This window comes from Vibrio sp. TRT 21S02 (assembly GCF_050113675.1).
Classification (GTDB): domain Bacteria; phylum Pseudomonadota; class Gammaproteobacteria; order Enterobacterales; family Vibrionaceae; genus Vibrio.
This window is the reverse complement of record NZ_JBNJOI010000001.1, coordinates 361,293-388,135: the sequence shown is the minus strand read 5'-3', so window position 1 is coordinate 388,135 and position 26,843 is coordinate 361,293. Positions and strand designations below refer to the sequence as shown.

Sequence of the window (26,843 nt, the reverse complement as noted above, 5' to 3'; positions counted from 1 at the left end):
GGTTTCCATTCGATCAAATTTAGTGATTTAAAATTAATGTTGGTTTGGCGTCAGATTCGGTGCTAAAGAAACTCACATCCGATCGACCCGATTGCTCTCCTCGGTTTTCAAGCAGTAAGCTCACAACCCCATGACTGGTGTCGGTTAACAGAGAAGAAACATCAAATTCGACCCACTCTCCAACGTGTGCTGATGACACATTCACCGTTGGGCCGACGAGCTCTGGAGTCGGCAATGAGTTCCATGTAATAGACTCTTGCGTCCAATCATTATGACTTAATCGAGATACGGTAATTTGACGACTCGAGTCTGTATTCGATGCCCGGACTTTCATTTTCAGAATAGAGGATGATAAATCCGTTGTATCCACATCACTTAGGTCAAACTTAAGCACCGCTTTTCTGTCGTAGCTGTCATTGTCATTTTTGACCACGAGGTAATTCATGTCGCTGTAGTTCGTATTGGCGTATCTTCCTCCACGAACAAATGCATCTTCTTGCGCGTAGACTTCCGCGACATTGAGACTCACAACAACACTCTTGCCTAAATCTTCCACCAAGCTTGGAGTGACAACAGTGATATTGCGATGACCTAATTTAGGAGAAGACAACGAAATATTCACTTCAGCACCTGCCACTCCAGGAGTAGAAACCGACAACGTTCCATTGGTTTCATCAAACATAACCACACTCTGATGATCGACAGACAGACTTGTACCATCAGCCAACTGAACTAAACCAGGCTGATAGAAGACTGCGCCAGTGACACCAAGACCAGAATGCGTAACTGACTGAAGCTCTGACGTATTTGAAACCACCTGTACTGGTGAATTTTGTGCATATTGCGTAGTTCGATCGACATCTGAATTCGGCAGTATGATGTATTGATATTGTCCATCGGTAGGTTTAATCCCGTGCCCGATTCGCAAAGTAAATACCTCTTTTTGCACAAGCTCATTTGAATACTTGCTGTTGATGCGGTTCCAGTTGCCAGAATGGGTATTATTGCTCATTTGACCATACCAGTTTTCTGGAAAAACGTATCCGACATTATCGTGATGTACCCACTTGGCATTCACCAGCTGGCGCGCACCATTTTGATAAACGCGACCATCTACCGTAACCGGCCCATCCAATGAAGTTTGGTTTACCGTTGTGTTAATGTGCTCATCACGTTGAGAAGTGATTCCAGCCCCTAACGCAACTACCTCATCATTAAAGCTAAACCACGCTTTTTTGGCTTGCGTGCTGTAGTAGTTCATATCAAAAACGCCAACACCAACGTTGCCATCCGTCACCCCGCCAGTAAACGTGGTACTTTGAACCACCTTACCCCAAAGTGCCGGACGATTAACCAACACCGGAGCGGTTACGCCGGGAACAAATTTCCAATCCCAAACTGGAAAGATTTCATGATATTCATCGCCATCTTGCATCAAAAACATGCTGCCAAAACCGAGCCAAAAACCTAACTTATTTTCACCATTTCCATATTCATTCGGTTCTGTTCGGTTTGAATTCATTTTAATGCCAATAAAATGATCATCCGCGAGTTTGGTGACATAGTCTGAGCGCCAGAATGATTTAAAACCATTCAGCCCGGACACACCACCGTTGACATGTTGTTGGAACGCTTCCGCTTCTGCTTTTCTTTGCTCTGTCAACCCTTGTACATATTGCGTTTGCGCTCTTAGTATCGGGTTATCTAGCGGGACTTTTCGGCTAATTCCTCGACCTTCGACGTTATAATCTAAGACACCATTCCAATTTAACCAACGCACGCCATCAAGGAAGTAATTGACCACAATATCTTGTTTCTCAGCCGGGAAAGCCCATTGCAAATCTCGGACGTGATAAGCCCAAAACGTTAGGGATTTAATAAATGTTTCGCCATATCCACCGCTATATAGCTGCTTGCCATGTTGATGAAAAGAATAATCTTTTTGGATACCTTCACCGTTTGTGATCTCAATAACATCGAGCAATCCATTGATGCCTCGGTCAACTAATTGTTCGTTGTCATTTAGCAAACCTTTGTAAATCACACTGGTCGAAATATCAGATTTGTTCGCACCCGTTTTACTCGGAAAATCAGGCATATAACGAACAATGTTACTCTTAACTTGTTCTGGGACCTTATCACCCAAAATGAGCAAAATTGGACCTAATAGTCGTGGAATCCCAATATCATTCCACCACCAACTGCTATTTTCGCGGTTCTCATGTGCCCAAAATTGCAAGCTGATCAAAAGGGCATTCTGTGCTTCAGGGTGTACGTCATAATGTGCGCCGGCGGCAAGCGTTAACATTCGCTCACCGTGTTTCATCAACTCATCCGCATTTGTTTGATACTCATAATCGATGTCACTCCAAGTACCGTCTGGATTCATGCTTGAAATAAGTTGAGACACGGTATCTTGAAAGCTAGTGCCTGACTGCGGAAATCTATCGGCTTCTTGCTGTGCTAAATCGGGGACTATACGGCTTTTTAATAACTCTATTTGTTCACTAGCATAAGATGTGAAACTCATAGAAACCATTGCTGCTAATATTGTACTTTTGATAAAGGTGTATTTCTTCATAACCTTACCTTTTTATTATCTATAGAAAACAGGCCTTTCCCCTACCAACAAGACCAAACAAATTAGATTTGACTATATCTAATATTAACTAAGAAACTGAACAGACTTAGTTAAAGATATATTTATTAAAACCTCATCATAAACTCCTTATTCACATAAACAGAAACTATCTTAAAATTAAATGTAACAAGTTAATAATTAACAGAATTATGACTAAAGTGATAAGCATTATTTATATAGAGATAATATTTAATTATTAACATTAAAATTATTAAATTAAAAAACAAACATTAGGAACACCATACATTACAATGGTAGCAATAATACATTTTTAATATAATTAATGTAATAACATGACAATAATCACGTTCAGTGCATAAAGATGAATAGGAAATAATAAATAAAGCCGCGATTAATCACGTTAAGCTACTTTCATATTGGAGTGCTATAAAAAGAGGATGTAAAAAGTCTCTACCTAAGTAGAGACTTTATTAGCAGATGACACTTTTTACTACAAAAGAGCAAAAGTGGCAGATAAGTGTATTAATAGCTTGAAGTGCTTAATGAAGGCGCCGTAAAATCACTGTCTTTACTATAGAAAGTTACGTATTTTTGCCCTCCTGAATCACCACTGTACAATCGCAATGAGATCTGTTGTTTACCCTGCTCTAATGCTGATTTCACCAACCCAGTTACATCAACCGCCACCGTCTGATCCGTAGTATTTACTGCAACCGTAATCGGCGTGCCATTTCCTCTCGAGAGTGAATTAAAAGTCACATTACTTTCACTCCAATTAGAGTCAATTTCTGCAATATTGAACGTCATGGCTTGGCCAATTGATTTCACCTCAAGTACAACTTCAGCACGACTCAACGCATCAGCTCTTAAATGCCCAATAGGGAACTTAAGCACACTTTCCCGTGTATAGCTTGGCGAGTTTGGATCCAGTTTTACGATCAAGCGTGAATCCTGACCAAAATTCCCATCAGCAGAAGTGCCACCTTGAACAAATGCATCTTCAACGGCATTAGCCTGCTCTTCTATCGGATTATAATCGATGTTAATCACAGGGCCCGCAGCTGCACTTTCTTTACTGTTAAACGTCACCCAATTATTTGCACCATTATTGGCGATTTCAAGTTTCAGGCTAATCGCGTTTAAGCCCTGTTGGGCAGCAGTACGTACAGCATCCGTGATATCCCATTGGAATATACCATTGTTGTTCGTTGCCGTTGCCACTTGCACGCCGGTTGCAGGTGCAGTATTCGCAGTTATTGCAGACTCATCCCACGAGTTATCATTCACCAAATAAGCAACAACGGGCTGAGCTGCGCCGACATTGAAAACAGATAACTCAAGCTTAGCGGTATTTAATGCAGAGGCACTTACCTGATCGATTGGAAATTGAAGGTAAGCATGACGTCGATATGCGGAATTAGAATCTGCTTTAACCGCGATTTTTTCAGAGGTACCGTAGTTGTCATCAGAGTAGCCTCCGTAACGGACAAAGGTATCTGATGCAGCTTGCAACACGAGATCGGGAGTGAGTTGAATGTCACCCATAGCCAAGGAGTCCGATGAAACATTGGTTTGCTGGTAATTCGGCGCACTCAATTGGGATGATGCCCCACCGTGCGAATTGTATAAGCTTACCGTTGCAGCGGTATACGCCTGATCCGGATCAGCAAAATACAGTGTTGGTTGCTGCGAACTGACACCCGTGACCACAAACATGCCAGCTTGATCAGACACCAACGTCAGCTCCGTATTACTCCATTGACCCGCTTCTCGCAGTACAAGTTGCAAAACGTCATCACGCTTATCATATACCGCCAATGTGTTCCCTTCTTGATAGGTCACAAACCGGTCACGAGGGTTTAAGTTTGATACTGAATTAGAAGTGACTCCCGGATAGATAGCGTAACTAAAGGTTGCGTTTGCAGGATAAGCACCATGATCAACCCAGCTAGTAAACACCATGCCTGTAATATCACGGTCACTTTCTGAGTTGTTTACTCGCGTCCACTTGCCTGTACGCTCTTCAACACTGACCTTATAGGTATTGTTGTCCAACGGCATATAAGCCGTGCCATTATGCAGCAGGTAGGCCAGCTCTTCGCCACTATAGCTATTTTCACCCGAAGTTAAAGAGTCTGTACTCCCATTACTAAGCCCAATGGTCACATTATCGCGAAACCAATTTTGCTCAAGGGATGTGGTAACCAAACCTGCTTTACTGGAAGTGACCTCTGAGGCCATCGCAACAATAGCATCGGAGAAAACGAAGTTCGCCTTCTTAACTGTGACCCCAAATTTATTTTGGCTATGTACCATGATGGCGTTGTTTGCAGCCGACATAACACCAGAAAATGCAATACCTTTGCTGTTCCAACCTACGTTCATCGACTGGCCTTCTCTTCCAGTCACGCCGGGGATTTTCAACCAGTTCCACAAAGGAAAGATGTTGTAGTACTCATCTCCTGACAAACGGATGGAGTGCGATCCCATAGACATCAAAGCGCCTAGCAAGTTTTCACCATTGCCCTGCTCAATCGCCATGGTCCGATCAGAATGTGTGAGTGCAGAATATTGATAAGCCTGTTCATTTTTAAGCAAATAGTCGCCATTCCAATACCCTTTCACACCCCGGTACGGCATTTGATCTGCAGATACCTGCCCACTGGTCACTTTATTAACCAGTTCAAAATGTTCAGCTCTATCAGGATTGAGTCGTTGTAATGCGTCCGTAGAGAACCCGCGACCAAGGTTGTTTTCTCTTGAAACACCACCTCGTCCACCCGTTAGATAGTCATGATAACGACCACGGAATGTGGGATACATGCCTTGATCCATAAAACCTTCTAACGAGTTTTGGCTATTGGTATTCATCGAATAATAACCGCGTGTAAACGCTTCAACCTGCAGTGTACGCATGACCAAAACCCACCCATAAGAGTTGGTATTAAGCATCGGGCCATGAGCAAAGAAGCTCTGATCTGCATTAATCCCAATATCATTACGACCAATTTCATTCAGCGCTTCATTACTGTAATAACTCAACCTTTCTGAGTTGTCTCTTACCACGCCGCTATACATGTTTGCTATGGCAATATCAATCGCATTGGCTCCTCGACCATAGCTCCAGTGACTTCGGGCATTCAGGTATTTCGCGTCAACTAAGGCTTGGTAATTTGCCGCATTGACCGGGATTTGATTCGCTCTGACATACACCACCAATTCACCTACCTTGTGGGGAATGCCAATGTAATTAAACCACCAGTTGCTATGGCTATATTGAGCCTCTGCAAAGTGTTTCATTCCTGTTGAAATGGTTGTAAGCAGTGCCGGAGATGTACTTTCGTTACATTGAGTATTGGTGTAACAGCGCGCTAAAGCCAGCAAGCGATCTAGATGTTCGGTCACAGGAAAAGCCGCTGCGGTTGAGGATACATAGTCAATATCCGACCATTGACCAGTCTCTGGATTAAACTCTCCGCCTTCCGATATCGGAACAATCCAATTGCCTACTTCAGTCACACTAGGCTTTGTGGCATCGATATACGCTGCCATTTGCTGTGCTACACCATCGCGAATATCTGCGTCACTCTGAACCGAGGCAGTAACGGCAGACGTTGTATTTAAAGGCGTCGCGCTTGCTATCGGCGTCGCTAAAAGCCCCAAACTCACCGTAAGAGCGCTTAACTTAAGTACTGTCATTTTTTTCATGTTTGTCACCAATTCCTTCTATAAAGTAAGGATTAAATGGTTGAACACTATTCTCGAACACGAACCCTAAATAGCCCCCTACCTGTTACCTGCGAGAATCTAAATGCTGACTACAAAAACCCCCTTTCCCATAATCAACAACATCAGTATGTAACATTAATACATAAATGCATTTAATAATTGTACTCTTATGACATAACTCACACTTCTATTTATAAAATCACAAATGTACTTTCATTACACACCAAAAAGAAGATACGGTAATGAAACTACAGATAAGTTTATAAATAAGGATTTGAATTTATGCGAGACACCAAGATTGATGCATTGATTGAAAATGAAATGAATTCAAAAACATTAGGGCTTTCAAAAATGAGTACGTTTGAAATCCTACAAACCATCAATACACACGATAAAACGGTCGCTAGAGCCATTGAAAAACAACTTCCTGCTGTAGAAAAAGCCGTGGATACGATTTGTATGCAACTACTCAACGGTGGTCGGATATTTTATGTCGGCGCCGGAACGAGTGGTCGTCTGGCCGTTCTGGATAGTGCTGAATGTCCCCCTACCTTTGGCACCAATCCAGAACTGGTTCAGTCGATCATCGCTGGCGGGTTAGATGCCATGCTAGCCGCTGTCGAAGATGTGGAAGACAGTGATACCTTATCGATCAGCGCATTAGAATACCGAAACCTCAAGCCTGTCGATGTAGTCATCGGTATTTCGGCCAGTGGACGAACGCCGTTTGCACTTTCAGCACTGAAATACGCCAATGAAATGGGTTGCTTAACCATTGCCATTTGTACTCGTGGCACATCCCCAATGGAACAAGAAGCTAACATTGCAATTGCACCTGACGTTGGCCCTGAAGTGCTAAGCGGTTCTTCGAGAATGAAAAGTGGTACTGCACAAAAAATGCTGCTGGGCATGATCAGTACCACCGTTATGACCCGTTTAGGCAAAGTCTACAACAACCAGATGATCGATCTTATTCCCAACAACGAAAAGCTGATTTATCGCGCAGAGAATATGGTCGCCTCCATCTGCCAAATCCCAGTGGAGAAAGCCAAAGAATTTCTCGAAAAAGCTCAATACAGCCCACGAGTTGCAGCACTTATGTGCCTAGGAAAAGTCTCCTATGAGCAAGCACTTAAGTGCATTGAGAACGAATTCCAAACACTAGAAGAACAACTTATTACCGCTAAACAGCGCTACACCAGTAACTAAAAAAACATTAGAAAGAGAGAACACTATGGGTATCAATCTAACTCGAGTCGACAATCGTTTGCTCCATGGTCAAGTTGCGGTGGCATGGAGCCATCACTCCGGTGCCAATTTGATCGTCATCGCCAATGATGATGTTGCACAAGACTCAGTACAACAAAACCTGATGACTATGTCAGCAGGAAACATGGGCGTACGATTTTTCTCCATTCAAAAAACCATCGATGTCATCCACAACGCCTCGCCAGAGCAGCACATCATTCTTGTCGTAAGAACACCTCAAGACGTGGTTCGCTTGGTTGAAGGTGGTGTGCCACTCAATGACATCAACATTGGCAACATGCACTTCTCCGAAGGCAAAAAACAAATTCATGTCACCGTATCGGTTGATGACAACGACATGCAAGCGTTCAAGCGCCTTAAAGAACTCGGAGTACGTTTTGCCATCCAGCGTATGCCTGATGAAGACAAGCTGGATATCTTTGAACTCTACGACGCATATAAGGGATAGATATGTTTGAAATACTATTAATCGGACTGTGGGCGGCCTTTGCAGGCGTCGACTTTTATAGCGGGCAGTTTTATTTTGGACGCCCTATCGTAACCGGCCCTGTTGTTGGTTTGATCTTAGGTGATTACCAAACGGGCCTAGCAGTAGGTGCTGCACTTGAGCTTGCATGGCTTGGCTTGGTACCGATTGCTGGCGCGCAGCCACCCAATGTCACCATCGGTGCTGTGGTAGGTACAGCATTCGCAATTCAAGGCGGTTTTGCACCAGAAGTCGTAGTGGGTATTGCACTACCGTTCGCTATCTTGATGCAGCAACTGATTGTTCTTCAATTTACCGTGTTCTCAGGCTTAATGCACAAAGCTGACGACTTAGCACAACAAGGTGATGATAAAGGGATCGCCCGTATCAACCATTTAGGCATGCTCTCTTTAGGGTGTCTTTATTTTATCACCGCGGTACTGCCTGTTTACTTTGGTGAAGAAGTTGCTAACACCATTATTACCTACGTTCCTGAAGGCATCATCACTGGCCTTAAAATAGCGGGTGGTTTAATGCCTGCACTTGGCTTCGCGATGCTACTTAAAATCATGTTTAAAAAGGCATTCATTCCCTACTTTGTTGCCGGGTTTGCAGCCATGACATATTTGAATCTTCCAGTACTTGCTATCGCTATTTTCGCTACATGTATCGCTGTTATTGACTACATGACGCGCCAACGAATCGAAGAAAACAAGCCAGCTGTTACGTCAAACCAAAACCAAGGCGGAGGTATTTAAGATGTCAGAACAACTAACTCAACAAGCATCTGTTGCCGAACAAAATGAGACAAGCTCAAATGCACTGCCAAAGAGTGTGGTTAGAAAAATATTGTGGCGACAACTCTTTATTCAGGCTTCTTTTAACTACGAGCGGATGCAAGCGTGTGGCTTTCTCTGGGCAATTTCGCCGGGTTTAAAGCATATCCACAAGCAAAAAGAACGTTTGGGCGAGTCAATGCGCGCTCACATGGACTTCTTTAACTCGCACACATATTTGGTGACGTTTATTCTGGGCCTTGTCCTTGCAATGGAGCAGAGCAAACAAAAAGTAGAAACCATTCGTGCGTTTAAAGTGGCGGCAATGGGTCCCATTGCAGGTATTGGCGATGCAATGTTTAACCTTACGTTAAAACCGATTAGTGCAGCTATTGCGGCTTCTTTAGCACTGGATAATGTGGCATTAGCGCCCATTTTCTATCTGTTGCTACTGAACGTGACCCGACTAAGCATACAAATTCCATTATTCAAGTACGGATACGAGTCTGGCTTGAAAGCACTGGACAAGCTGAAAGACCACACCGTTGCGATGGCTCGCTCTGCAACCATCGTCGGTATTATGGTAATTGGTGCCATGTCTGCCCAGTTTGTAAAACTGAAGACAACAGCCACCATTGGTTATGCGGATACAACCTTTAATATCCAAACCGATTTACTGGATAAAATTGTCCCTAACATTCTACCAGTGCTATTCGTACTCCTGACTTACCGCCTACTTATGAAAGGCCTCTCTCCAACGAAGATCATATTCCTGATGATTTTGTTCGGTATCGGTGGTCATTACATCGGCATTTTATAACGGCTCTTGTGGCCTCTAATGCGGGCTTTGCCCGCATTCTTAACCTAATTCATTCATAGGACGAAATATGATAGCTGTAATTCTCGTTGGTCACGGTCATTTTGGCTCAGGTTTAGGCCAAGCAATTCACCAAATTATTGGTGCCCAACCTAATTTCTCAACCATTGATTTTGTTGAAGGCATTTCTGTTCCGGAACTCGAAACCCTGATGCTGAAAGAAGTCGACAAACTAGACACCACAGACGGCGTGGTTTTCTTCACCGATTTATTAGGTGGTAGCCCATTCCGAGTGGCCTCACAAATCGCCCTGCAACGGGATGATGTCGAAGTGATTTCAGGTACGAACTTACAACTGTGTGTCGAGATGTTGTTAGAGCGAGAAGATTTAGATCTAGTTGAATTTGCCAAAACAGCAGTAGTCAGTGGACATAACGGACTGACACGATTAGCCGACGCACTAGAAGCCTCACGCCAAGATAATTCATCAGAAGATGGTATCTAACGACTGAGGTTGGACGCATGGAATTCATTTCACTCTTACTCAACAACGCTACCTTCTATAGCATATTACTTCAGCTTGCGATGGGATTAGTGCTTGGGCTAGCAATGGGGTTAACCGGTGTGGGCGGTGGAATTCTTATCATCCCACTTCTTCAGTTCGTATTTAATATGGAACCAGTGCTTGCGGTCGGAACCGCAAGCCTGATTGCATCATTAGTAAAAGTGAATGCGAGCTTTTGCCATATCAAAGCCGCCAATGTCGACTGGCGCAGTGTTAAAGGCATTCTGTTGGGGGCGATTCCTATTGGAATGTTAAGTGCTTCAACGGTCGTGTATTTGCATCAACATGAAGACTATAACCGACTGATTTCCACCACCACACAGGCTCTCATTGTGTTGATGATGTTTTATGCCCTTTTTTCACTCATGCGCAAATATATGAAAAGCCAACACCCTCAGCAGCAAACAATGCCGTTATCTGCTACATCAAGTTGGTCTTATCGTCGCGCTTCCAGTTCGGGAGCTTTTTGTGGGCTTATCATAGGAACGACTGGCATTGGTGGCGGCGTGTTACTTCTTCCGGTACTCAATTCTTATCTAGGTATCGGGATAAAAAAAGCCGTTGGCTCGTCTATTGTTATTGCATTGGCTTTATCGGCCAGTACTTCTTTCATTTATGCGAAAGGAGGCCAAAGTGATATCCCTACTGCGTTTACCTTGGTTGTTGGGTCTTTGCTTGGTGTTCCTCTTTCAACGGTGTTGCTTAAACAACTCTCTGAAGCCAAGTTGTATTTAACGACGTTAAGCGTGATATGTGTAAGCATATTGATTATGATGTTAAGCAACATTCTTTAAACTTCAACATATATTTCAGGCGTCTATATGTCAGATCTTATTCCTAGGTTGGAAACACTATCGGTACATGGAAGTGAAGCAGAAAAGAAAATTTCTGGATTTCTTCTGAACGATAAAAAAAACAACATCTCTACACTTAGCGCCATCGCTCTAGGGAAACAGTGTGGTGTGAGTAATGCGTCTGTCATCCGCTTCGCACAACATCTTGGATACAAAGGATACTCCGAATTCAAGCTAGAATATTTAGCGATTCAAAAACACGATGTAGGAGAAATTCTATACAGCGACGTCCGCTTAGATGACTCCCCTTCTGAGGTGATCCAAAAAGCAGGATATCTATTTAGCAAAAATGTTGAAAATTCCATTAAAGTTGTTGAACCTGAAGTGTTAGACCAGCTTGCAAATGCTATCGTCAACGCTGAAAAAATTGCGTTATTTGGCGTAGGCTCATCCGGTGTCGTAGCATCTGATGCTTGCCAAAAGCTCATTCGAATTAATAAAAACGTACTCTTTAATTCAGACACGCATGTTCAACGTGCCTACGCGAGTATGTTGACGGAAAACGATCTTGCTCTGGCTTTTACTACCCGAGGGCAAACTAAAGAAGTCCTTCAGTCACTCGAAATTGCTCAACAATCAGGTTGCACGGTGTCTGCGATCACTCGTTATGGCAAAACACCAACAACCAAAATGGCTGATCTGGTGTTGCCATTTGCTTACCGAGAGCGTCACCACGAATTAGGCATGATCACTCCTCAATTATCTCAAATGATGCTGTTTGATATTTTGTTCTTTAGAGTCACCGCCTTGATGGGTGACAGTGCAACCTCTTCCTTAAAACGAATCCGTAACACCTTTTCAAATCTCACATCAAAATAATAAAAAAGCCGAACACTGGGTTCGGCTTTTTTATTACTGAAATCTTGTTAGCTACATCATTTCGTACACGTCTGCTGCTCTTGATTTGGTTGTATTTTTAATAACAAAGAATCGGTTAACTCAGCGATAGTGTACTCAGTCCAGCTACCAGTTCTTATGTCTTTACGTAAGTTGTAGGCAAAGAACTTTGAGTCGTTATTTAATGGTGTGGCCTCAAATTTATCAATGACTTGCTTTAACTTATTCTTTTCTAACTCCCAACGTCCTGCGATATCAATTTCAATATTTATATCACCATCAAAGTCAGGTATTCGACCAGACATTAAAGCGTGACCCGATAATTTTCCATCGGCTAAGAAGGTCGTCGTCGCATCAAGTTGAAACATTTTATCGAACTGCTCATCAGGCGACTGGCAATTCCATGTACCAAGTAGTGTGTCTTTGTCGTAACTAACGACGACTTCTTCAACCACAGATTCACTTTGCGTCGAGGCACACCCAAGAATCAGGGTCGAGAAAATGAAAGCCAAACAATATCGTATCATCACATCTCCCAAAATATCTTTAAAACAATGGCTACAAGGCTGCTTGAATGCCAAGCATTACAGCTGAGTCACCGCTTCTAATTTGTTCCCATCTAAATCAATGATATAAGCGGCGTAATAACCTTCAGCATATTCCGCTCTTAAACCTGGTTTACCATTACACGTCGCTCCATGCTGCATAGCGATGCGATAGAATTCGTCAACTGAAGCCTTACTTGGTGCATTGAAAGCAATATGAGAACCGTTCCCTGACGTTGCTTTATCGCTACACGGACAACCGATCCAAAATTCAAATTGCTCGCCATAACATGCTGCAACATTGTCTATGGTGTGAGAGCGCTTTATGTTTAACGACGCGAATAATGCATCATAAAAAGACATTGCCGTATTTAAGTCTCTTACGCCAACAGAGACATGATTAATGATCATATTGCCTTTTACCTTTCTTGCGGAACAAATATAGCAAGCTACATATTACTTAATCAGCAACCATCATTTTGAAGCTATTGATTTATCTGTGATATTAACCTTGATAAAACACCTATTTTTCGGTTTGGGACTCGTTTTAAAACCAAAATAATCTGAAAACAAAAAGTGTCGTAACGTTCAGCCACCATTATTCAAGTATTTGTTGTTGTGAACTACCCTACTCAACTTTTTACTTACATTTTTATTATCAAAAAACAAGTTATTCAAGAGACCTGTCACAAACCATAAAGCCTATGTCTCGATCACAAAAATGCCATCTAGACTGTAAGTAAACAAAAAATACGAATGGAAATCCCCTTGCTGAACTGGATGTTTTATTATGCTAAAAAATAACCACACCTTTCTTGAAGAATCAAAAATTGTCGTCGTATTAAGAAGTCAATTTTTATGTTTTTGTAACCAGAATATCAACTGCCGAGCACCGTTATGTCACGTCAAATGTGACGATAAACAGCGTTCTATTCAACTCAGCCACACTGAGAGTATTAAGCTGCAAAAACATGATTACGACGTATTAAGGCATTTCATCAAGGACTGTCAGGGTGAAGAGTACCTAACGCATTAAATAGATGCTGCCCCAAAAACATGAGGCAATGCCAATGCATTGCCTTTTTTAGTGGGTACGAAAATGGTTGGTAACCTAAGCAGAGAGTAAAAAGGAGCTCAATGAGCTCCTTTTATTATGGGTATAGCGATACAGGCCCTCGGAACATTGATTGATCAGTAGGTACTAAGCCTTGAGGTGTCCCACTTTCTCTGACCTGACTATCAACATACGTCGCATGTACTTCTAATACTGGAACATTGGCCGCTCCGGGGTATGCTGGTTTCTTAATTATTCTGTTAACTAACAACTGCGCACTAGGTGGTAATAAGAACTCGGCTTGAACAGCGACAACACTCTCATGTCCCCTCAACGCCATCAGCTTGGCAAGGTTCTCATAACCCGCTTTCATTTTTTTAATGCGTCGTTTCTCAAACCATAAATCCTTACTTTTTACGATCACATCAGTGACGTACTTCTTTTCGTAATCCACAACACCATTTACGGTTTGATCTTCCAACACGCCCAAAGAAATCTTCGCGTAGGTATCTAGTTGTTTGGCTTGGTTAGTACTGTTGTATCCACTAAAAGCACTGATATTAATTCCTCTTGCTTTACGGATAACAAAATTCAGAATGCCTTCGGTATTTTTGTACTCAGGGAAGCACGCCCCTTCGATAAAACCTTTATGGAAACTGCATGAGATGTAGCGGCTGCTCTTAATGACACCGACTGAGCCTCGGGGGTTTGCGCCATTCACCATATCATTTGCGTACTTCCACCACGCTGAGTTTTGCGGGCTTGGTATCGTCATTTGGCGATAAACAGGAGCATCTGCGATTGTTGTGGAGTTTTGGCTCCACTTTTTATATGCATTCCAGACATTCACATCGTTAGTTGAAAGCGCCGTGCCTGATGTTGTGTATGCTGTCATGGCATTATTGATCCGGCTGGAGTTATAAGTATAAAACGCTAATGCCGTAACCATTTCAATTTGTTCTAATAACCGCTGTTCTTCTTGAGAAGACACTAAACGACGTACCTTTTCAGGTACTCCCCACATCTTCCGTGGTTCTTGTCTGTGTTTATATTGGCTAACGAATTCGCGGAGCATATCAAGCCATATCGTTGGGCTATTGGTTTGCCGAAAGCGACTGTATGAAGCTTGTGTTAGTTTCAAGGCCATTTGATGAAGCGAATCCATACACTCTTTTTCAGCTGCTTCATTGATTTTCAAGTACTTAAGGCGTTTATCAAGGTTTTGCACCCCTAACGCTTTAAGCTGCTCGTAGCGATACTCATCGTAACCACCAATTTCCATCCTCACATCCTTATTCAAATGAAGTTGCTAACTTTACTTTTGTGTTAATTCTTTGTTGTAACTGTAAACTTAGAATGTAGTTAGTGCACGCTCAACGGTAAGGATAAGAAAATAATGATCGGATCAGAATTACTAGATGCATGTCGAATTGTTTTGAAACATTGTTAGTAACATTATCATTAAATACAAAAAGATATTACGCTCCAATTCTGACGAGGAAAGCTGTCACTCGCCACCCTCTTGCCAAAACAGTTCGACCAAAATTCAACCGTGCCCCCCACTAGACCAGCACTTCAGACCAGCCTAACTTGAATTCAGCCCTGAGCTCTTGCAAACAAACATGACTAAAAAGCCATCTATCAATCAAAATAACAAATGGATCAAGTTCACAATCATGACGTTTAGTACAATTATTGTCATTTGCCCCAACGTTATTCATTTTCTTAATTTTCAACTAGTTAAATATTTTTAACTGTAAACATCGAACAATATCGTCCAAAAAAACATCAAAAAAAAGCTTGATCAATTACCAATTAAAAACTACTGTATAAGCATACAGCATGTATAGAGAGACAGTAAAATGACGCAAGCACGTACTCAAACATTTTCTAAACACAATATTCTGGCTCAGCCGACTCAACCAATGAATGTCGCTGATAGTACGTTGTCTCGTTGGGCTCACCTATCGATGCAACATCAATGGATTTTGTTTACCTCAGAGTGTTTACGCCCTGACTACGCGCAGCTTTCTGCCTCAAACGTTCGCTGTCAAAACATCATTCAGATGAAACCATCCCTCTCGCATAGCGAAATGGAAATTGCCATTAAAGCCATTAAGTCAGGAAATGCGAGTGCAGTGGTTGCCTCTAATAATATCGATTATGTCAACCAGGAGTTACTTCGCCAGTTAGGTGAGCAGTACGAGTGTGAAGTCTTTTTCGTTGAGGGCAGAGAGACCCAGTACCATTAATTAAGCTCAACAAAAAAACTACTGTCTTATACCTCCCAAATGGGAGGTTTTTTTTGCTTATCATTCCCTTCTCGTTCTCTATGTTGTTACCTATAGCTCATAAACTTATGACATGTTTAGATCAACCAAGTGTACAACATAGGAAGCATCATCAATTAATTTAAGCAATCGTTTGCTTTTTATCTGGAAGCTAAGATTAGTTCTGGTATGATGCCTGTCAAATCCGTGCTTCTGAGAGAAGAAACACGTTTATTTGCCGTTTGACTGATAGGATTGCCTCATGAGCCTCTCGAATCAAGTTCTCGCCGTTAACGACGATCTACCCATTCGCACTCACAAACCTGTACATAGTGGAAAAGTACGCTCTGTTTACTGGCTAACTGAAGAAGATAGCCGTCGCCTTATTGAAGAAAAGGGTTACGACGTTTCACCAGATGCACCACTCGCAATTATGGTGATCAGCGATCGCATTTCTGCATTTGACTGTATTTGGCATGCTGAAGGTGGGTTAAAAGGCGTACCTGGTAAAGGTGCTGCGCTTAATGCGATCTCTAATCACTGGTTTAAACTGTTTAAAGAAAATGGCCTAGCGGACAGCCATATTCTCGACATCCCTCACCCACTGGTTTGGATTGTTCAAAAAGCAAAACCAATCATGATCGAAGCTATTTGTCGTAAGTACATTACTGGCTCTATGTGGCGCGCTTATGAAAAAGGCGAACGTGAGTTTTGTGGCATTCAATTACCTGAAGGTTTGGAAAGAGATAAAGCCTTACCTAACCTATTGATGACACCATCTACCAAAGGCATTCTGAAAGGTATTCCAGGCGTACCGGAAGCGGACGACGTCAACATCACTCGTAAAAATATTGAAGATAACTACGCGGCGTTTAATTTCTCTAAACAAGAAGATATAGCACTGTACGAGAAGCTACTGAGCGATGGCTTTGGTGTCATTAGCGAAGCACTTGAGAAAGTCGATCAAATCTTTGTCGATACCAAGTTTGAATTTGGCTATGTTCATGATGCTGCGGGTAACGAAAAATTGATTTATATGGATGAAGTCGGCACACCAGACTCCTCTCGTATTTGGGATAACGAAGAATACCAAGCAGGTAAGATCGTGGAAAATTCCAAGGAAGGCTTCCGCCAGTTTCTCCTTAACCACTTTCCTGACCCAGATATTCTGTTAAATAAAGAACGTATGCCTGAGCGCGAAGCGCTTGCTCGCGACAATGAGTTACCACTTCAAGCCCTAATGGATATCTCGACAACCTATACAAGTATCGCAGAAAAAATTACCGGACAACCGATTCAACTTAGTGACAATCCAAAGCAAGAAATTATCGACATTCTTGGCTCACAATACGGTTTAATTGACTAATTCATATATTTAAAACGCCCTAACTTAGGGCGTTTTTTTGTTGAAGACTGCAGCAACTATCTGGCTTTATCTCACGCTATTGTTTCTTTGGCTATCACTCTTGTGAGCAAACAAAGATATAATAAGCGCACTTATTCGCAGACTGTAGCCAATTATGGATTTTGTCGCCTTATCGCGTATTAGTTTAAAACACCTAACCGTGCTTCACGTTATGCTCTCTACAAACAGTGTTACCCGTACTGCGGCTAGGCTATGTGTGACGCCATCAAGTGTCAGCAAAACCTTGTCTCAGTTGAGAGTTCAGCTCGATGATGAGCTTTTTTACCGCGAAGGTGCCCTACTGTTACCCACCTCTTTTGCTTTAAACATTGCACCTCAAATTCACGGTATTCTATCGAGCATGAACGGGATCCTTCATCAGGGTGAGTTCGATCCACACACCTACACTGGCACTATCTCACTGTCGATGCGAGAAAGTACCTTTGAGTTATTTGCGAATAAAATTGACCACATATGCCAGCAATTAAGTACAGCAAAACAGATTCATCTTTATGCCAAAGAACAGATGAACTTTGATGCATTGAGCCGAGGGCAAGTTGATTTTATGCTACTACCGCATGATATTAGCCAACCCCCAACACGTAGCCGAGAACTAATGTGGCAACAAATACTTACCGATAAAATGATCTGTTTGATGTCACCGAATCATCCGTTGGCCCAGAAAGAAGTCATTTCAATCGATGACTATCTGGCTTACCAGCACATTGGCATTCAAGATAACGATCTCTCTGAACCTTACTTCGAACAAAACCTGACCCAACAGTACCGCTCGCGCCATGTGACGATTTCAGTCTCAGACTTTGGCTCTGGTGCTGTGTTATGCCATCAGTCCGATCGAATATTGACATGTTCAAAAGCTTGGGCAGACAAAGCATTTCAAGCACAAGGGCTGGTACAAAAAGCACTACCCTTTGACTATGGACAAGTGGGATACAGCTTAGTCTGGAATGAAGCCAGTTTAAATCATCCTGCACTGCGTTGGCTTCATCAACAATTATTGGTTGTTAGTTAAATATATACGCTGGGTAAGAGAATCGGGTGTGAAATCAACTCACGTAGTGATTGGTAAAACGTATCCATTTGCAATTCACTGCACTTGGGCCAATTTAATGCTTCCCCCACCACTCCATGATGCTGAAATGCATTCAATCTCACGTTTATATTTTGAGGCAATTGGTTAATAAGGCGAGCCACTTGCACTACCTCCATATCCAAATCACTTTTGCTTGGAATATGCAGTAAACGCAGTTCATGTAACTTGCGATGATCTGCTAATAAACGAATGGAGTTGATGACTTTATGGTTGTCCCTCCCCACCAACCACTGATGTGTTTCGTTTTGCCACGATTTAAGGTCAATCATCGCGCCATCCAAGTAAGGCATCACTTTTTGCCAGCCTTGCTCCGAGAGATAGCCATTACTGTCAATAAAACAGGTAAGATGCTGAAGCTGTTCGTCCACTTTAATGGCACGAAACAGCTCAACAATAAAAGGTAGCTGCATCGTTGCTTCTCCGCCAGACACAGTAATGCCAGCGATGAAGTAGTGCTGCTTCCTGATAACTTGCAGCATCTCTCCCACGGAATAACGCTTAACCTTGGGACTAGCATGATGAGCGCAAACCTCAATACAGTGATCGCAATGAATGCATTTCGTTTCATCCCACATTACTTTTCGACCATTGCTGCTCACCGTTAAGGCTTGGCTTGGGCATCCAGAGACGCAGTCACCACAATGATTACAATGCTTGATGGTATGTGGGTTATGGCAGTTTTTACAATTGAAATTGCACCCTTGAAGAAAAATGACCAGACGATTGCCTGGCCCATCAACACATGAAAAATTGAGGATTCGACTCACGAATGCGCTTTTTTCCATGACACTCGCCTTACTTATAGATTGGTTTCGATTCCATACTGACAACTCGTGGCATCCTGTCGAGTATGCCAGTGTTGTTTGCCGCTTCTGCCCCCAAGAAGGTGGTATTGCTTCGCGACCCTTCTTCAGCAAACTTTTCAATATCTGATAGCTTAACCATATAGCCCGTTACGCGAACTAAATCATTCGAGGCCACATTCGCTGTGAATTCTCGATACCCAAATGTGATCGCGCCTTTACATAAGTTGAACATCGCTTCAGGGTTGGATTTTACCGTTTCATCAATGGTCAAAATATCACTGATACCTGAGGTGTAATATTGGTGATGTTGCGCCGTTGCCTGAATATAAGTTACAGGGTCAGGTTTTGTTCCATAAGGAATACGAACACCCGGTGTAACATCTTTATCTAGACTAATTCCACCTTGAGCATGCAACAATGCTTTGCCTTCAAGGCCATATTTAACAGGTGTGCTTTCAACAATCTGATGCAAAGTCTGAGAGATCCTGTGGCCCAGCTGATTCGCTTTTTCATCATGACCATACTTTGTTAAGTCACCCTGTTTATGCATCAGAATATTCACCGCTTCTGCCATGCCATAAATACCAAACATGGGTGCAAAGCGCTGCTCTTCAATCAATCCTTCTTGAGTCAAAAAACCTTTAAAGAAGTTTGATTCTTCATGCAAATGGCAACTACGCACATCAATTAACTCGGCCATCAAAGCACTGTATTTCGGAAGAAGATGGGTTAAGAAATCTTCTACGCCAGTCGCTAGCTTGGCAACTTCTTTCAGGTTCATTCGTACTAGCGTATTGGCTCCGCCACCTAAAGGAAGCGAATTGTAACAACTCACAATACCAAAGCGTTTATCGCCGTAACTTGCCGCATGAACTGGGTAATTCGCAATATGTGGTTTGCTACATTCACAGATATTTGAGCAAGCATGGCGCAGCAAATCATCTGGCGTGACCGCTGGGTCGTACATAAAAGTTAAATTTGGTGCAATTTGCTTCAGCTCAGCATCCACCTTTAGAATCGTACGACAGATAACATTGTCTGACGGGCCGATGTTTACGTGCATAAAGGCATCTGGCAAAGTTCGATCCAGCATGATCCAGAAACGCTTGAGCTTCACGTAAACTTGCTCTTCAGTCAGTTTTCCTACGTATGGAAGGAGCACATCATCAAGTTGACCAAGGTAGACCGGAATATTAGTGACTGAAGGCACGTGATGGTAAAGAATCGTCAATAAATTTAGCGCATCATCAAAATCTTCCGCCGGGCCAACTTCAAGGTATGTGGAACCTTGCTTAAGGTACTTGGCATAGTCAGGTAATACGTAGCGCGGCTTAAATGGTGCGTGGCCTTCGAACATGTCACACAAGATTCCCTGTGCCATCGCGGCGGTTATAGGCTCGGAAAGCTCCAAATATGGTAAGTTTGCCTCCGCTTCTAATGCCAGAAATTGATTTTTCTGTTTAGGATTGAGATGGGAATCGGTAACGATCTCTTGGATACGTTGTTGGAAACTATTAAGTAGAGTTGGCATAACGCATATTCCTTATTATTCATAAGGATTTTAAGTACTGACCAAAGGTTTCTACAAATGAAATATAGACAAGAACATTTTTCCAAATTGGAAATTTATAGTCAAAAGAAAGCCCAGTACAATAACTGGGCTTGAACAAAGCATCGTCGGATAGCTGTGATTAAAGTTTAAAGCGATTAATTTCTTGCTCTAATTCATGTGACAATTCAGAAAGCTGTGCCGCTTGTGATGCTGCGTCGTGCGCTTCATCGGCAAGATCGTTAGATACATCGCGGATACCAACCGTATTACGCGTGATCTCCGAAGTAACAGAAGCTTGCTCTTCTGCCGCAGAGGCAATTTGAGTCGCCATATCACTGATGCGCTCTACTGCTGCCTGAATTTGAGTCAGGCTAACAGCTGCTGAGTCAGCATCATTGACACTGGTACCTGCCAACTGGCGACTATCGCCCATAATACCGACAGCTTTCCCTGTTGTACCTTGCAATGTTTCGATCATTTGCTGAATTTCTTTTGTCGAAGCATGGGTACGTTGGCTCAAAACACGAACTTCATCAGCAACAACCGCAAAGCCGCGCCCTTGCTCTCCTGCACGTGCCGCTTCGATCGCAGCGTTCAACGCCAGAAGATTGGTTTGCTCTGCAATATCTTGAATAGTCGACAAAATAGTACTGATACTGTTTCCATGAGCTTCCAATTCTTGGATCACTTCAGTTGCGACCTGCACCTCTTGAGCAAGGTTTTGGATCGAACTTTGTGTTTGTACTACCTGTTCACCACCGTGGACACATGCCGACACCGCTTCAGATGAGCTCTGAGCTGTGTGGTCGGCATTGCCCGCTATCTCTTGAGTCGCGGCCGCCATTTCGTTGATCGCCGTAGCAACCATATTGATTTCATCTTGCTGATGACGGATTCGTGCGCTGCGCTCTTCTGCATGTTGCGCCGTTTGCTGCGCTTGTTCAGATAGTGATGCCGACACCAAACTTAGTTTGGATACCATAGTGTGCATGTTGCCGACAAAAGTGTTGAAATTCGTCGCCAGTTGACCGACTTCATCGTTACTGCGTGGTTCTAAACGTTGAGTTAGATCCCCTTCTCCAGAAGCAATTTCTTCCAAAGCTTTTGACACATGGCCAAGATCACGGAATAGGAAGTTCACTAACCACGACACAACGGCAATCACTAAAAGAGTGATCACAACTGCAGCAATAAACAGGCCTTGTAATAGTTCTGTATGCGCAGCCTCTTCAGTTGCGCGATCCATCTCAATAGCGAATATCCACTCCGTTCCAGGCACTTCTTTGAAGAAGTAGAGTTTTTCTTTCCCATTACGTTCCGTAGTTTCAATTCGACCTGATTTCGCTGATTTACTGATCAAACTTAGTGTCAATCGATTGTCTAGATCTGTTACAGGCTTTAATAGTAGATCTTTACTAGGATGGGCTAAAAACGTGCCGTCTTGAGCATCAATCAACATTGCATAAGCATTTGCACCAGCATCTAAGTTGATAACGTCGTTGATCAGCTGATCGATAAGAACATCGGCACCAACAACCCCAACAAACTGACCGTTCTTCCTTACAGGCTCTGCAATTGTCACTAAAAGAGCATTGGTAATAGCATCTTGGTATGCAGTCGTAATGATTTGCTTTCCTGCGCTGTCAGCATCTTTGTACCACGGACGAGAACGAGGATCATAACCAGCACGATTACGCTCTGGGTGAGAGCGATGCATTTCTCCAGCGGGTGTCCCTAGAAAAATATCATCAAAGCCACCAGCCTTGCGTGCTTGCTGCAGGTATGGCACGACATCACTTTCTAAACTGTAATCATTAAAGGCTCGAGCGATGTCTTTTCTGATCGAAATCCAATCCGAGATCCCTTCAGAAGCTGCCGTAGATAAGCTTTCTGCGCGAGAATACACCCCATTTCGAGTTTGCTTGAACAACTGATCAGCAGACAACCATGTAAGAGCACCAGCCATTAGCACAACTGCTAATAGGCTCGCACCGATTAATTTCTGTTTAAGCGTTAGTTTCATGTTGCGATAGATACAATATTTATATGAAAGCGCGCATGTTATAGACAACAAACAAATGTTGCACGCATTTTTTTATAAAATCACTTGAAAAGTAAGCCATTGTATTATAGGCAAAATATTGACGTCAGACGTTTGTCGGATATAAACAATCTACGCAACTGTTCTAACTTGAGAAATAGAAAAAGCCCGGTAATAGCCGGGCTTTGAATCAGGAATTTTTGTCAGAATTATTAAGGTAATAAGCATCAAGCAGTTCTTTGCCATAATAGACTTCTGTTTGCATGTGGAAAACAAACAATAACAGCGTGAGTATTCCACAAATCAGGTTCACTCGACTTATCACCACTTTACGTCGCTGCTCAGAATAAATAGCAATAGAAATACCAACAAGAACAAATGGATAAATAAAAAGCATTGCTAGCAAACCTGCAAGATAATTGGATATTGCCATAGGTGTGTCCATGCCCATAACGCCCTCCTTAAATCCACTTAATCAATTAGCAAAAACGATAACCTCAATTTATATAAGTTTTCATCTTAAGTCCGAGACGTCGTCGACAGTAAAGCGCCCGCACTCACAAAAACGCTACCAGATAAGCGATTAAATAACTTAGCTCGGCCTTTTGCTAGGATCCAGTTTGATGACTTCGCGCCAAGAGAAGCGTAGAGTAACAACCAACTTAACTCCATCACCATGAAGGTGCTAGCAAAAATCAGATACTGTTGGAACATAGGTTCCGTCGGTGAAATGAACTGAGGGAAAAGTGCTGTAAAAAACAAGATGGCTTTGGGGTTACTCGCACCAACAATAAAGCCACTGACATAGTGCTCTAAAGCGTTTTTCTCCTGAACTTCTCCTTGCTTTGACAGTTCATATTGCTCCTCTTTAGAGAAAATCGCTTTTGCCCCCAAATAAATTAGGTATGCAGCTCCCGTATATTTGATGATATTGAAGACCAATTCAGAAGAAGCAATCACGACCCCTAAGCCAGTAAATGAAAGGCTAAGAATGATGGTAATTGCTGTTAAGCTCCCTAACGCCGTATAGGTACCACTGCGCATCCCCTGCGTCACCCCTTTTGTCATACACAATAAGGAGCTAGGGCCTGGTGACGCTGTTAAGATTAAGACAGCTAAAAAATAAAGAATCCAAGTATCTACACTCATTAGTGTTCCTCCATTAACACTATGATTTCACGAATCTTTAATTGAACAAATTTCCAACATTATGTAAACATTTTTTTCTTAAAGCATAAAAAAACCGAGCATTTCGCTCGGTTTTTATGACTAGCTAAGAAGATTATTCTTCAGATGTCACATCATCTGAACCTTCAGAGGAAGTTTCAGCATCAGTTGTTGCTGCTGCAACTTCCTCGCCTTCTTCACCTTCTGGTAATTCTACTTCTTCAACTTCATCGATTCGTTGTAAACCAACAACGTTCTCGTCTTCAGCGGTACGAATTAACGTGACACCTTGAGTATTACGACCCACTTGACTTACTTCAGCCACACGGGTACGAACCAGAGTACCAGCGTCGGTGATCATCATCATCTCGTCGCCTTCTTCTACTTGTACCGCGCCAACAACAGGACCATTACGCTCAGAAACCTTGATAGACACAACGCCCTGAGTCGCACGACCTTTTGTTGGGTATTCAGCAAGTTCAGTACGTTTACCGTAACCGTTTTGTGTCACTGTCAGAATGTCACCTTCGTTTGAAGGTACAATCAATGATACCACTTGGTCTTCATCCGCCAGTTTCATACCGCGTACACCAGCAGCGGTACGACCCATCGCACGAACTTTATCTTCACTAAAGCGAACCACTTTACCCGCTTTCGAGAACAGCATGATGTCGCTTTCGCCGTTAGTAATATCAACGCCGATGAGAGAATCATCATCACGTAGGTTAACTGCAATCAGACCGTTTGAACGAACATTCGCAAACTGGTTAAGTGGCGTTTTCTTAACAGTACCATCGCCCGTCGCCATAAAGATGAATTTATCTTCAGAGAATTCATCCACAGGTAGGATCGCAGTAATACGCTCACCTTCTTCAAGTGGAAGAATATTCACGATTGGCTTACCACGAGCAGTACGGCTCGCTAATGGTAATTGATACACTTTCAGGCGGTAAGTCTTACCACGTGTAGAGAAACATAAGATGTTGTCGTGAGTATTCGCAACAAGCAAGCGCTCGATGTAATCCTCTTCTTTCATCTTAGTTGCACTCTTACCTTTACCACCACGACGCTGTGCTTCGTAATCGCTTAGGATTTGGTACTTAACGTAACCTTCGTGAGAAAGAGTCACAACTACGTCTTCACGTGCAATCAGCTCTTCCATGTCGATGTCATGGCTCGCTGCAGTGATTTCAGTGCGGCGAACATCACCAAATGCATCACGAACAGATTCTAACTCTTCACGAATCACTTCCATTAGACGCTCTGTGCTTGCAAGAATATGCATCAGCTCTTTAATTTCGTCTAACAGCGCTTTGTATTCGTCTAAGATCTTCTCATGCTCTAGGCCTGTCAGTTTGTGTAGGCGTAGATCAAGAATTGCTTGCGCTTGAGTTTCCGTTAGGAAGTATTGACCATCACGGATACCGTATTGCTCTTCTAGCCAATCTGGGCGAGCAGCATCAGTACCTGCACTTTCAAGCATTGCAGCAACGTTACCAAGATCCCAGCCACGAGCAACTAAACCAGCTTTTGCTTCAGCAGGTGTTGCTGCATTACGAATCAGTTCGATGATTTCATCGATGTTCGCAAGAGCAAGAGCAAGAGCTTCAAGGATATGAGCGCGATCACGTGCTTTCTTAAGTTCGAAGATAGTACGACGTGTAACAACTTCACGGCGGTGATCAACGAAGCACTTCAACATATCTTTTAGGTTGAATAGCTGAGGCTGACCATTGTTCAGTGCAACCATGTTGATGCCGAAAGTCGTTTGCAGCTGAGTTTGTGCGTATAGGTTGTTTAGAACCACTTCACCTACTGCATCACGCTTACATTCAATAACAATACGCATACCGTCTTTATCAGACTCATCACGTAGTGCACTGATGCCTTCTACTTTCTTATCTTTAACCAGTTCAGCAATCTTTTCGATCAGACGTGCTTTGTTAACTTGGTAAGGAATCTCAGTAACAATAATGGTTTCTTTACCATTCTTGTCTGTTTCTACTTCCGCTTTAGAGCGCATGTAGATTTTGCCGCGGCCAGTTTTGTACGCGTCTACGATGCCTTTACGGCCACTGATTAGTGCTGCCGTCGGGAAGTCAGGACCAGGAATGTAGTCCATTAGCTCATCAATAGTGATCTCTTCATTATTGATGTATGCAAGACAGCCATCAATCACCTCAGTTAGGTTATGAGGTGGAATGTTGGTTGCCATACCTACTGCGATACCAGAAGCACCGTTAACCAATAGGTTAGGAATTTTTGTAGGAAGAACTGCTGGGATTTGTTCCGTACCATCATAGTTAGGTACGTAATCCACAGTTTCTTTATCTAGATCTGCCAAAAGTTCATGGGCAATTTTTGCCATGCGAACTTCGGTATAACGCATTGCCGCTGCGGAATCGCCATCGATCGAGCCAAAGTTACCTTGACCATCGACTAGCATGTAACGTAATGAGAACGGCTGAGCCATACGTACAATTGTGTCGTATACAGCACTATCACCATGTGGGTGATATTTACCGATTACGTCGCCGACAACACGAGCAGATTTTTTATATGGTTTGTTCCAATCGTTGCCTAGTACGTTCATCGCGAAAAGAACGCGTCGATGTACTGGTTTTAGGCCATCACGCACATCTGGAAGAGCACGACCAACGATGACGGACATCGCATAGTCTAGGTATGAACCTCGTAGCTCATCTTCAATGTTTACGGGCGTGATCTCTTTAGCTAGATCGCTCATAGAGCCATTATCCCTCTATCTGTAGATCGTATGTACAATACGTTTAAGGTGCAAAAATATAACACACAATTCGCCAGTTCGGCATTACTTTCCCTCTCCTTTTATCAGGTTGTGAGCTTGGTTGTGAATCAAATGACGAGAAAATGCACACTTTGATCTTATCTTGCTGATTATTGGTTATATTTGCACCAATGCATAATAAAAATCTAACAACCTATGGTATGAGCC

The 26,843-nt window shown here is 42.8% G+C and carries 22 protein-coding genes; 11 read left to right on the top strand and 11 right to left on the bottom strand.

Annotated features, from left to right (window positions below; all coding sequences use genetic code 11):
- Positions 1–19: 19 nt before the first annotated feature.
- Both ACQEXU_RS01800 and ACQEXU_RS01795 read right to left on the bottom strand, forming a co-directional pair.
- Positions 20–2,581 carry a polysaccharide lyase family 8 super-sandwich domain-containing protein gene (locus ACQEXU_RS01800; RefSeq protein ID WP_427009427.1) on the bottom strand — a complete coding sequence of 854 codons (2,562 nt, stop codon included), beginning with the start codon at positions 2,579–2,581 and terminating at the stop codon, positions 20–22.
- 543 nt (positions 2,582–3,124) lie between these two features.
- Complete coding sequence (locus tag ACQEXU_RS01795) at positions 3,125–6,310, bottom strand: DUF7594 domain-containing protein (RefSeq protein WP_427009426.1); 3,186 nt, start codon at positions 6,308–6,310, stop codon at positions 3,125–3,127.
- A gap of 303 nt (positions 6,311–6,613) precedes the next feature.
- On the opposite strand from ACQEXU_RS01795, the gene murQ reads away from it, so the two are divergent.
- The 7 genes from murQ (at position 6,614) to ACQEXU_RS01760 (ending at position 11,897) form a co-directional block, all read left to right on the top strand.
- The gene (gene murQ / locus ACQEXU_RS01790; protein ID WP_427009425.1) at positions 6,614–7,540 is read left to right on the top strand and encodes an N-acetylmuramic acid 6-phosphate etherase; all 927 of its coding nucleotides are present in this window, start codon (positions 6,614–6,616) and stop codon (positions 7,538–7,540) included.
- Between the two features lie 25 nt (positions 7,541–7,565).
- Positions 7,566–8,048 (top strand): PTS N-acetylgalactosamine transporter subunit IIB, encoded by a 483-nt coding sequence (gene agaV, locus ACQEXU_RS01785; RefSeq protein WP_427009424.1) that lies wholly within the window; start codon positions 7,566–7,568, stop codon positions 8,046–8,048.
- 2 nt (positions 8,049–8,050) lie between these two features.
- Positions 8,051–8,824, top strand: coding sequence for a PTS N-acetylgalactosamine transporter subunit IIC (agaW, locus tag ACQEXU_RS01780; RefSeq protein ID WP_426953077.1), 774 nt, complete (start codon positions 8,051–8,053; stop codon positions 8,822–8,824).
- Position 8,825: 1 nt separating this feature from the next.
- Entirely contained in the window at positions 8,826–9,662 is an 837-nt protein-coding gene (locus ACQEXU_RS01775) for a PTS system mannose/fructose/sorbose family transporter subunit IID (RefSeq protein ID WP_427009423.1), read from the top strand.
- 67 nt (positions 9,663–9,729) lie between these two features.
- Positions 9,730–10,164 (top strand): PTS galactosamine/N-acetylgalactosamine transporter subunit IIA, encoded by a 435-nt coding sequence (gene agaF / locus ACQEXU_RS01770; RefSeq protein WP_427009422.1) that lies wholly within the window; start codon positions 9,730–9,732, stop codon positions 10,162–10,164.
- 17 nt (positions 10,165–10,181) lie between these two features.
- Complete coding sequence (locus ACQEXU_RS01765) at positions 10,182–11,018, top strand: sulfite exporter TauE/SafE family protein (protein WP_427009421.1); 837 nt, start codon at positions 10,182–10,184, stop codon at positions 11,016–11,018.
- Positions 11,019–11,045: 27 nt separating this feature from the next.
- The gene (locus ACQEXU_RS01760; RefSeq protein WP_427009420.1) at positions 11,046–11,897 is read left to right on the top strand and encodes a MurR/RpiR family transcriptional regulator; all 852 of its coding nucleotides are present in this window, start codon (positions 11,046–11,048) and stop codon (positions 11,895–11,897) included.
- A gap of 56 nt (positions 11,898–11,953) precedes the next feature.
- Here the strand turns inward: ACQEXU_RS01760 and ACQEXU_RS01755 are convergent, their stop codons facing one another.
- Together ACQEXU_RS01755 and ACQEXU_RS01750 are read right to left on the bottom strand one after the other, a co-directional pair.
- Positions 11,954–12,442, bottom strand: a complete 489-nt coding sequence (locus ACQEXU_RS01755) for a hypothetical protein (protein WP_427009419.1) — start codon at positions 12,440–12,442, stop codon at positions 11,954–11,956.
- A gap of 57 nt (positions 12,443–12,499) precedes the next feature.
- Positions 12,500–12,871, bottom strand: coding sequence for a VOC family protein (locus ACQEXU_RS01750; protein ID WP_367986575.1), 372 nt, complete (start codon positions 12,869–12,871; stop codon positions 12,500–12,502).
- Positions 12,872–13,250: 379 nt separating this feature from the next.
- Between ACQEXU_RS01750 and ACQEXU_RS01745 the strand changes: the two genes are divergently transcribed.
- Positions 13,251–13,496: a hypothetical protein gene (locus ACQEXU_RS01745; RefSeq protein WP_427009418.1), complete on the top strand. Its 246-nt coding sequence runs from the start codon at positions 13,251–13,253 to the stop codon at positions 13,494–13,496.
- Between the two features lie 115 nt (positions 13,497–13,611).
- Here ACQEXU_RS01745 and ACQEXU_RS01740 read toward each other — a convergent pair whose 3' ends face one another.
- Positions 13,612–14,796: a hypothetical protein gene (locus ACQEXU_RS01740; protein ID WP_427009417.1), complete on the bottom strand. Its 1,185-nt coding sequence runs from the start codon at positions 14,794–14,796 to the stop codon at positions 13,612–13,614.
- Between the two features lie 580 nt (positions 14,797–15,376).
- On the opposite strand from ACQEXU_RS01740, the gene ACQEXU_RS01735 reads away from it, so the two are divergent.
- The 3 genes from ACQEXU_RS01735 (at position 15,377) to ACQEXU_RS01725 (ending at position 18,222) form a co-directional block, all read left to right on the top strand.
- Positions 15,377–15,766: a hypothetical protein gene (locus ACQEXU_RS01735; protein WP_427009416.1), complete on the top strand. Its 390-nt coding sequence runs from the start codon at positions 15,377–15,379 to the stop codon at positions 15,764–15,766.
- A 280-nt stretch (positions 15,767–16,046) separates the two neighbouring features.
- On the top strand, positions 16,047–17,150 hold the full coding sequence (locus ACQEXU_RS01730) for a phosphoribosylaminoimidazolesuccinocarboxamide synthase (protein WP_427009415.1): 1,104 nt from the start codon (positions 16,047–16,049) through the stop codon (positions 17,148–17,150).
- A gap of 154 nt (positions 17,151–17,304) precedes the next feature.
- A complete protein-coding gene (locus ACQEXU_RS01725; RefSeq protein WP_427009414.1) occupies positions 17,305–18,222 on the top strand; it encodes a LysR substrate-binding domain-containing protein in 918 nt (305 codons plus the stop codon).
- Here the strand turns inward: ACQEXU_RS01725 and ACQEXU_RS01720 are convergent.
- The 6 genes from ACQEXU_RS01720 to gyrA form a co-directional block, all read right to left on the bottom strand.
- Complete coding sequence (locus ACQEXU_RS01720; protein ID WP_427009413.1) at positions 18,219–19,088, bottom strand: YjjW family glycine radical enzyme activase; 870 nt, start codon at positions 19,086–19,088, stop codon at positions 18,219–18,221. The two genes, ACQEXU_RS01725 and ACQEXU_RS01720, sit on opposite strands and share 4 nt — an antisense overlap.
- Before the next feature lie 10 nt (positions 19,089–19,098).
- Positions 19,099–20,640: a YjjI family glycine radical enzyme gene (locus ACQEXU_RS01715; RefSeq protein ID WP_427009412.1), complete on the bottom strand. Its 1,542-nt coding sequence runs from the start codon at positions 20,638–20,640 to the stop codon at positions 19,099–19,101.
- Positions 20,641–20,800: 160 nt separating this feature from the next.
- The gene (locus ACQEXU_RS01710) at positions 20,801–22,684 is read right to left on the bottom strand and encodes a methyl-accepting chemotaxis protein (protein WP_427009411.1); all 1,884 of its coding nucleotides are present in this window, start codon (positions 22,682–22,684) and stop codon (positions 20,801–20,803) included.
- Positions 22,685–22,892: 208 nt separating this feature from the next.
- On the bottom strand, positions 22,893–23,153 hold the full coding sequence (locus ACQEXU_RS01705; RefSeq protein ID WP_367986583.1) for a hypothetical protein: 261 nt from the start codon (positions 23,151–23,153) through the stop codon (positions 22,893–22,895).
- Between the two features lie 68 nt (positions 23,154–23,221).
- Entirely contained in the window at positions 23,222–23,851 is a 630-nt protein-coding gene (locus tag ACQEXU_RS01700) for a LysE family translocator (RefSeq protein ID WP_427009410.1), read from the bottom strand.
- Positions 23,852–23,984: 133 nt separating this feature from the next.
- Positions 23,985–26,615, bottom strand: a complete 2,631-nt coding sequence (gyrA, locus tag ACQEXU_RS01695; protein WP_427009409.1) for a DNA topoisomerase (ATP-hydrolyzing) subunit A — start codon at positions 26,613–26,615, stop codon at positions 23,985–23,987.
- Positions 26,616–26,843 lie beyond the last annotated feature (228 nt).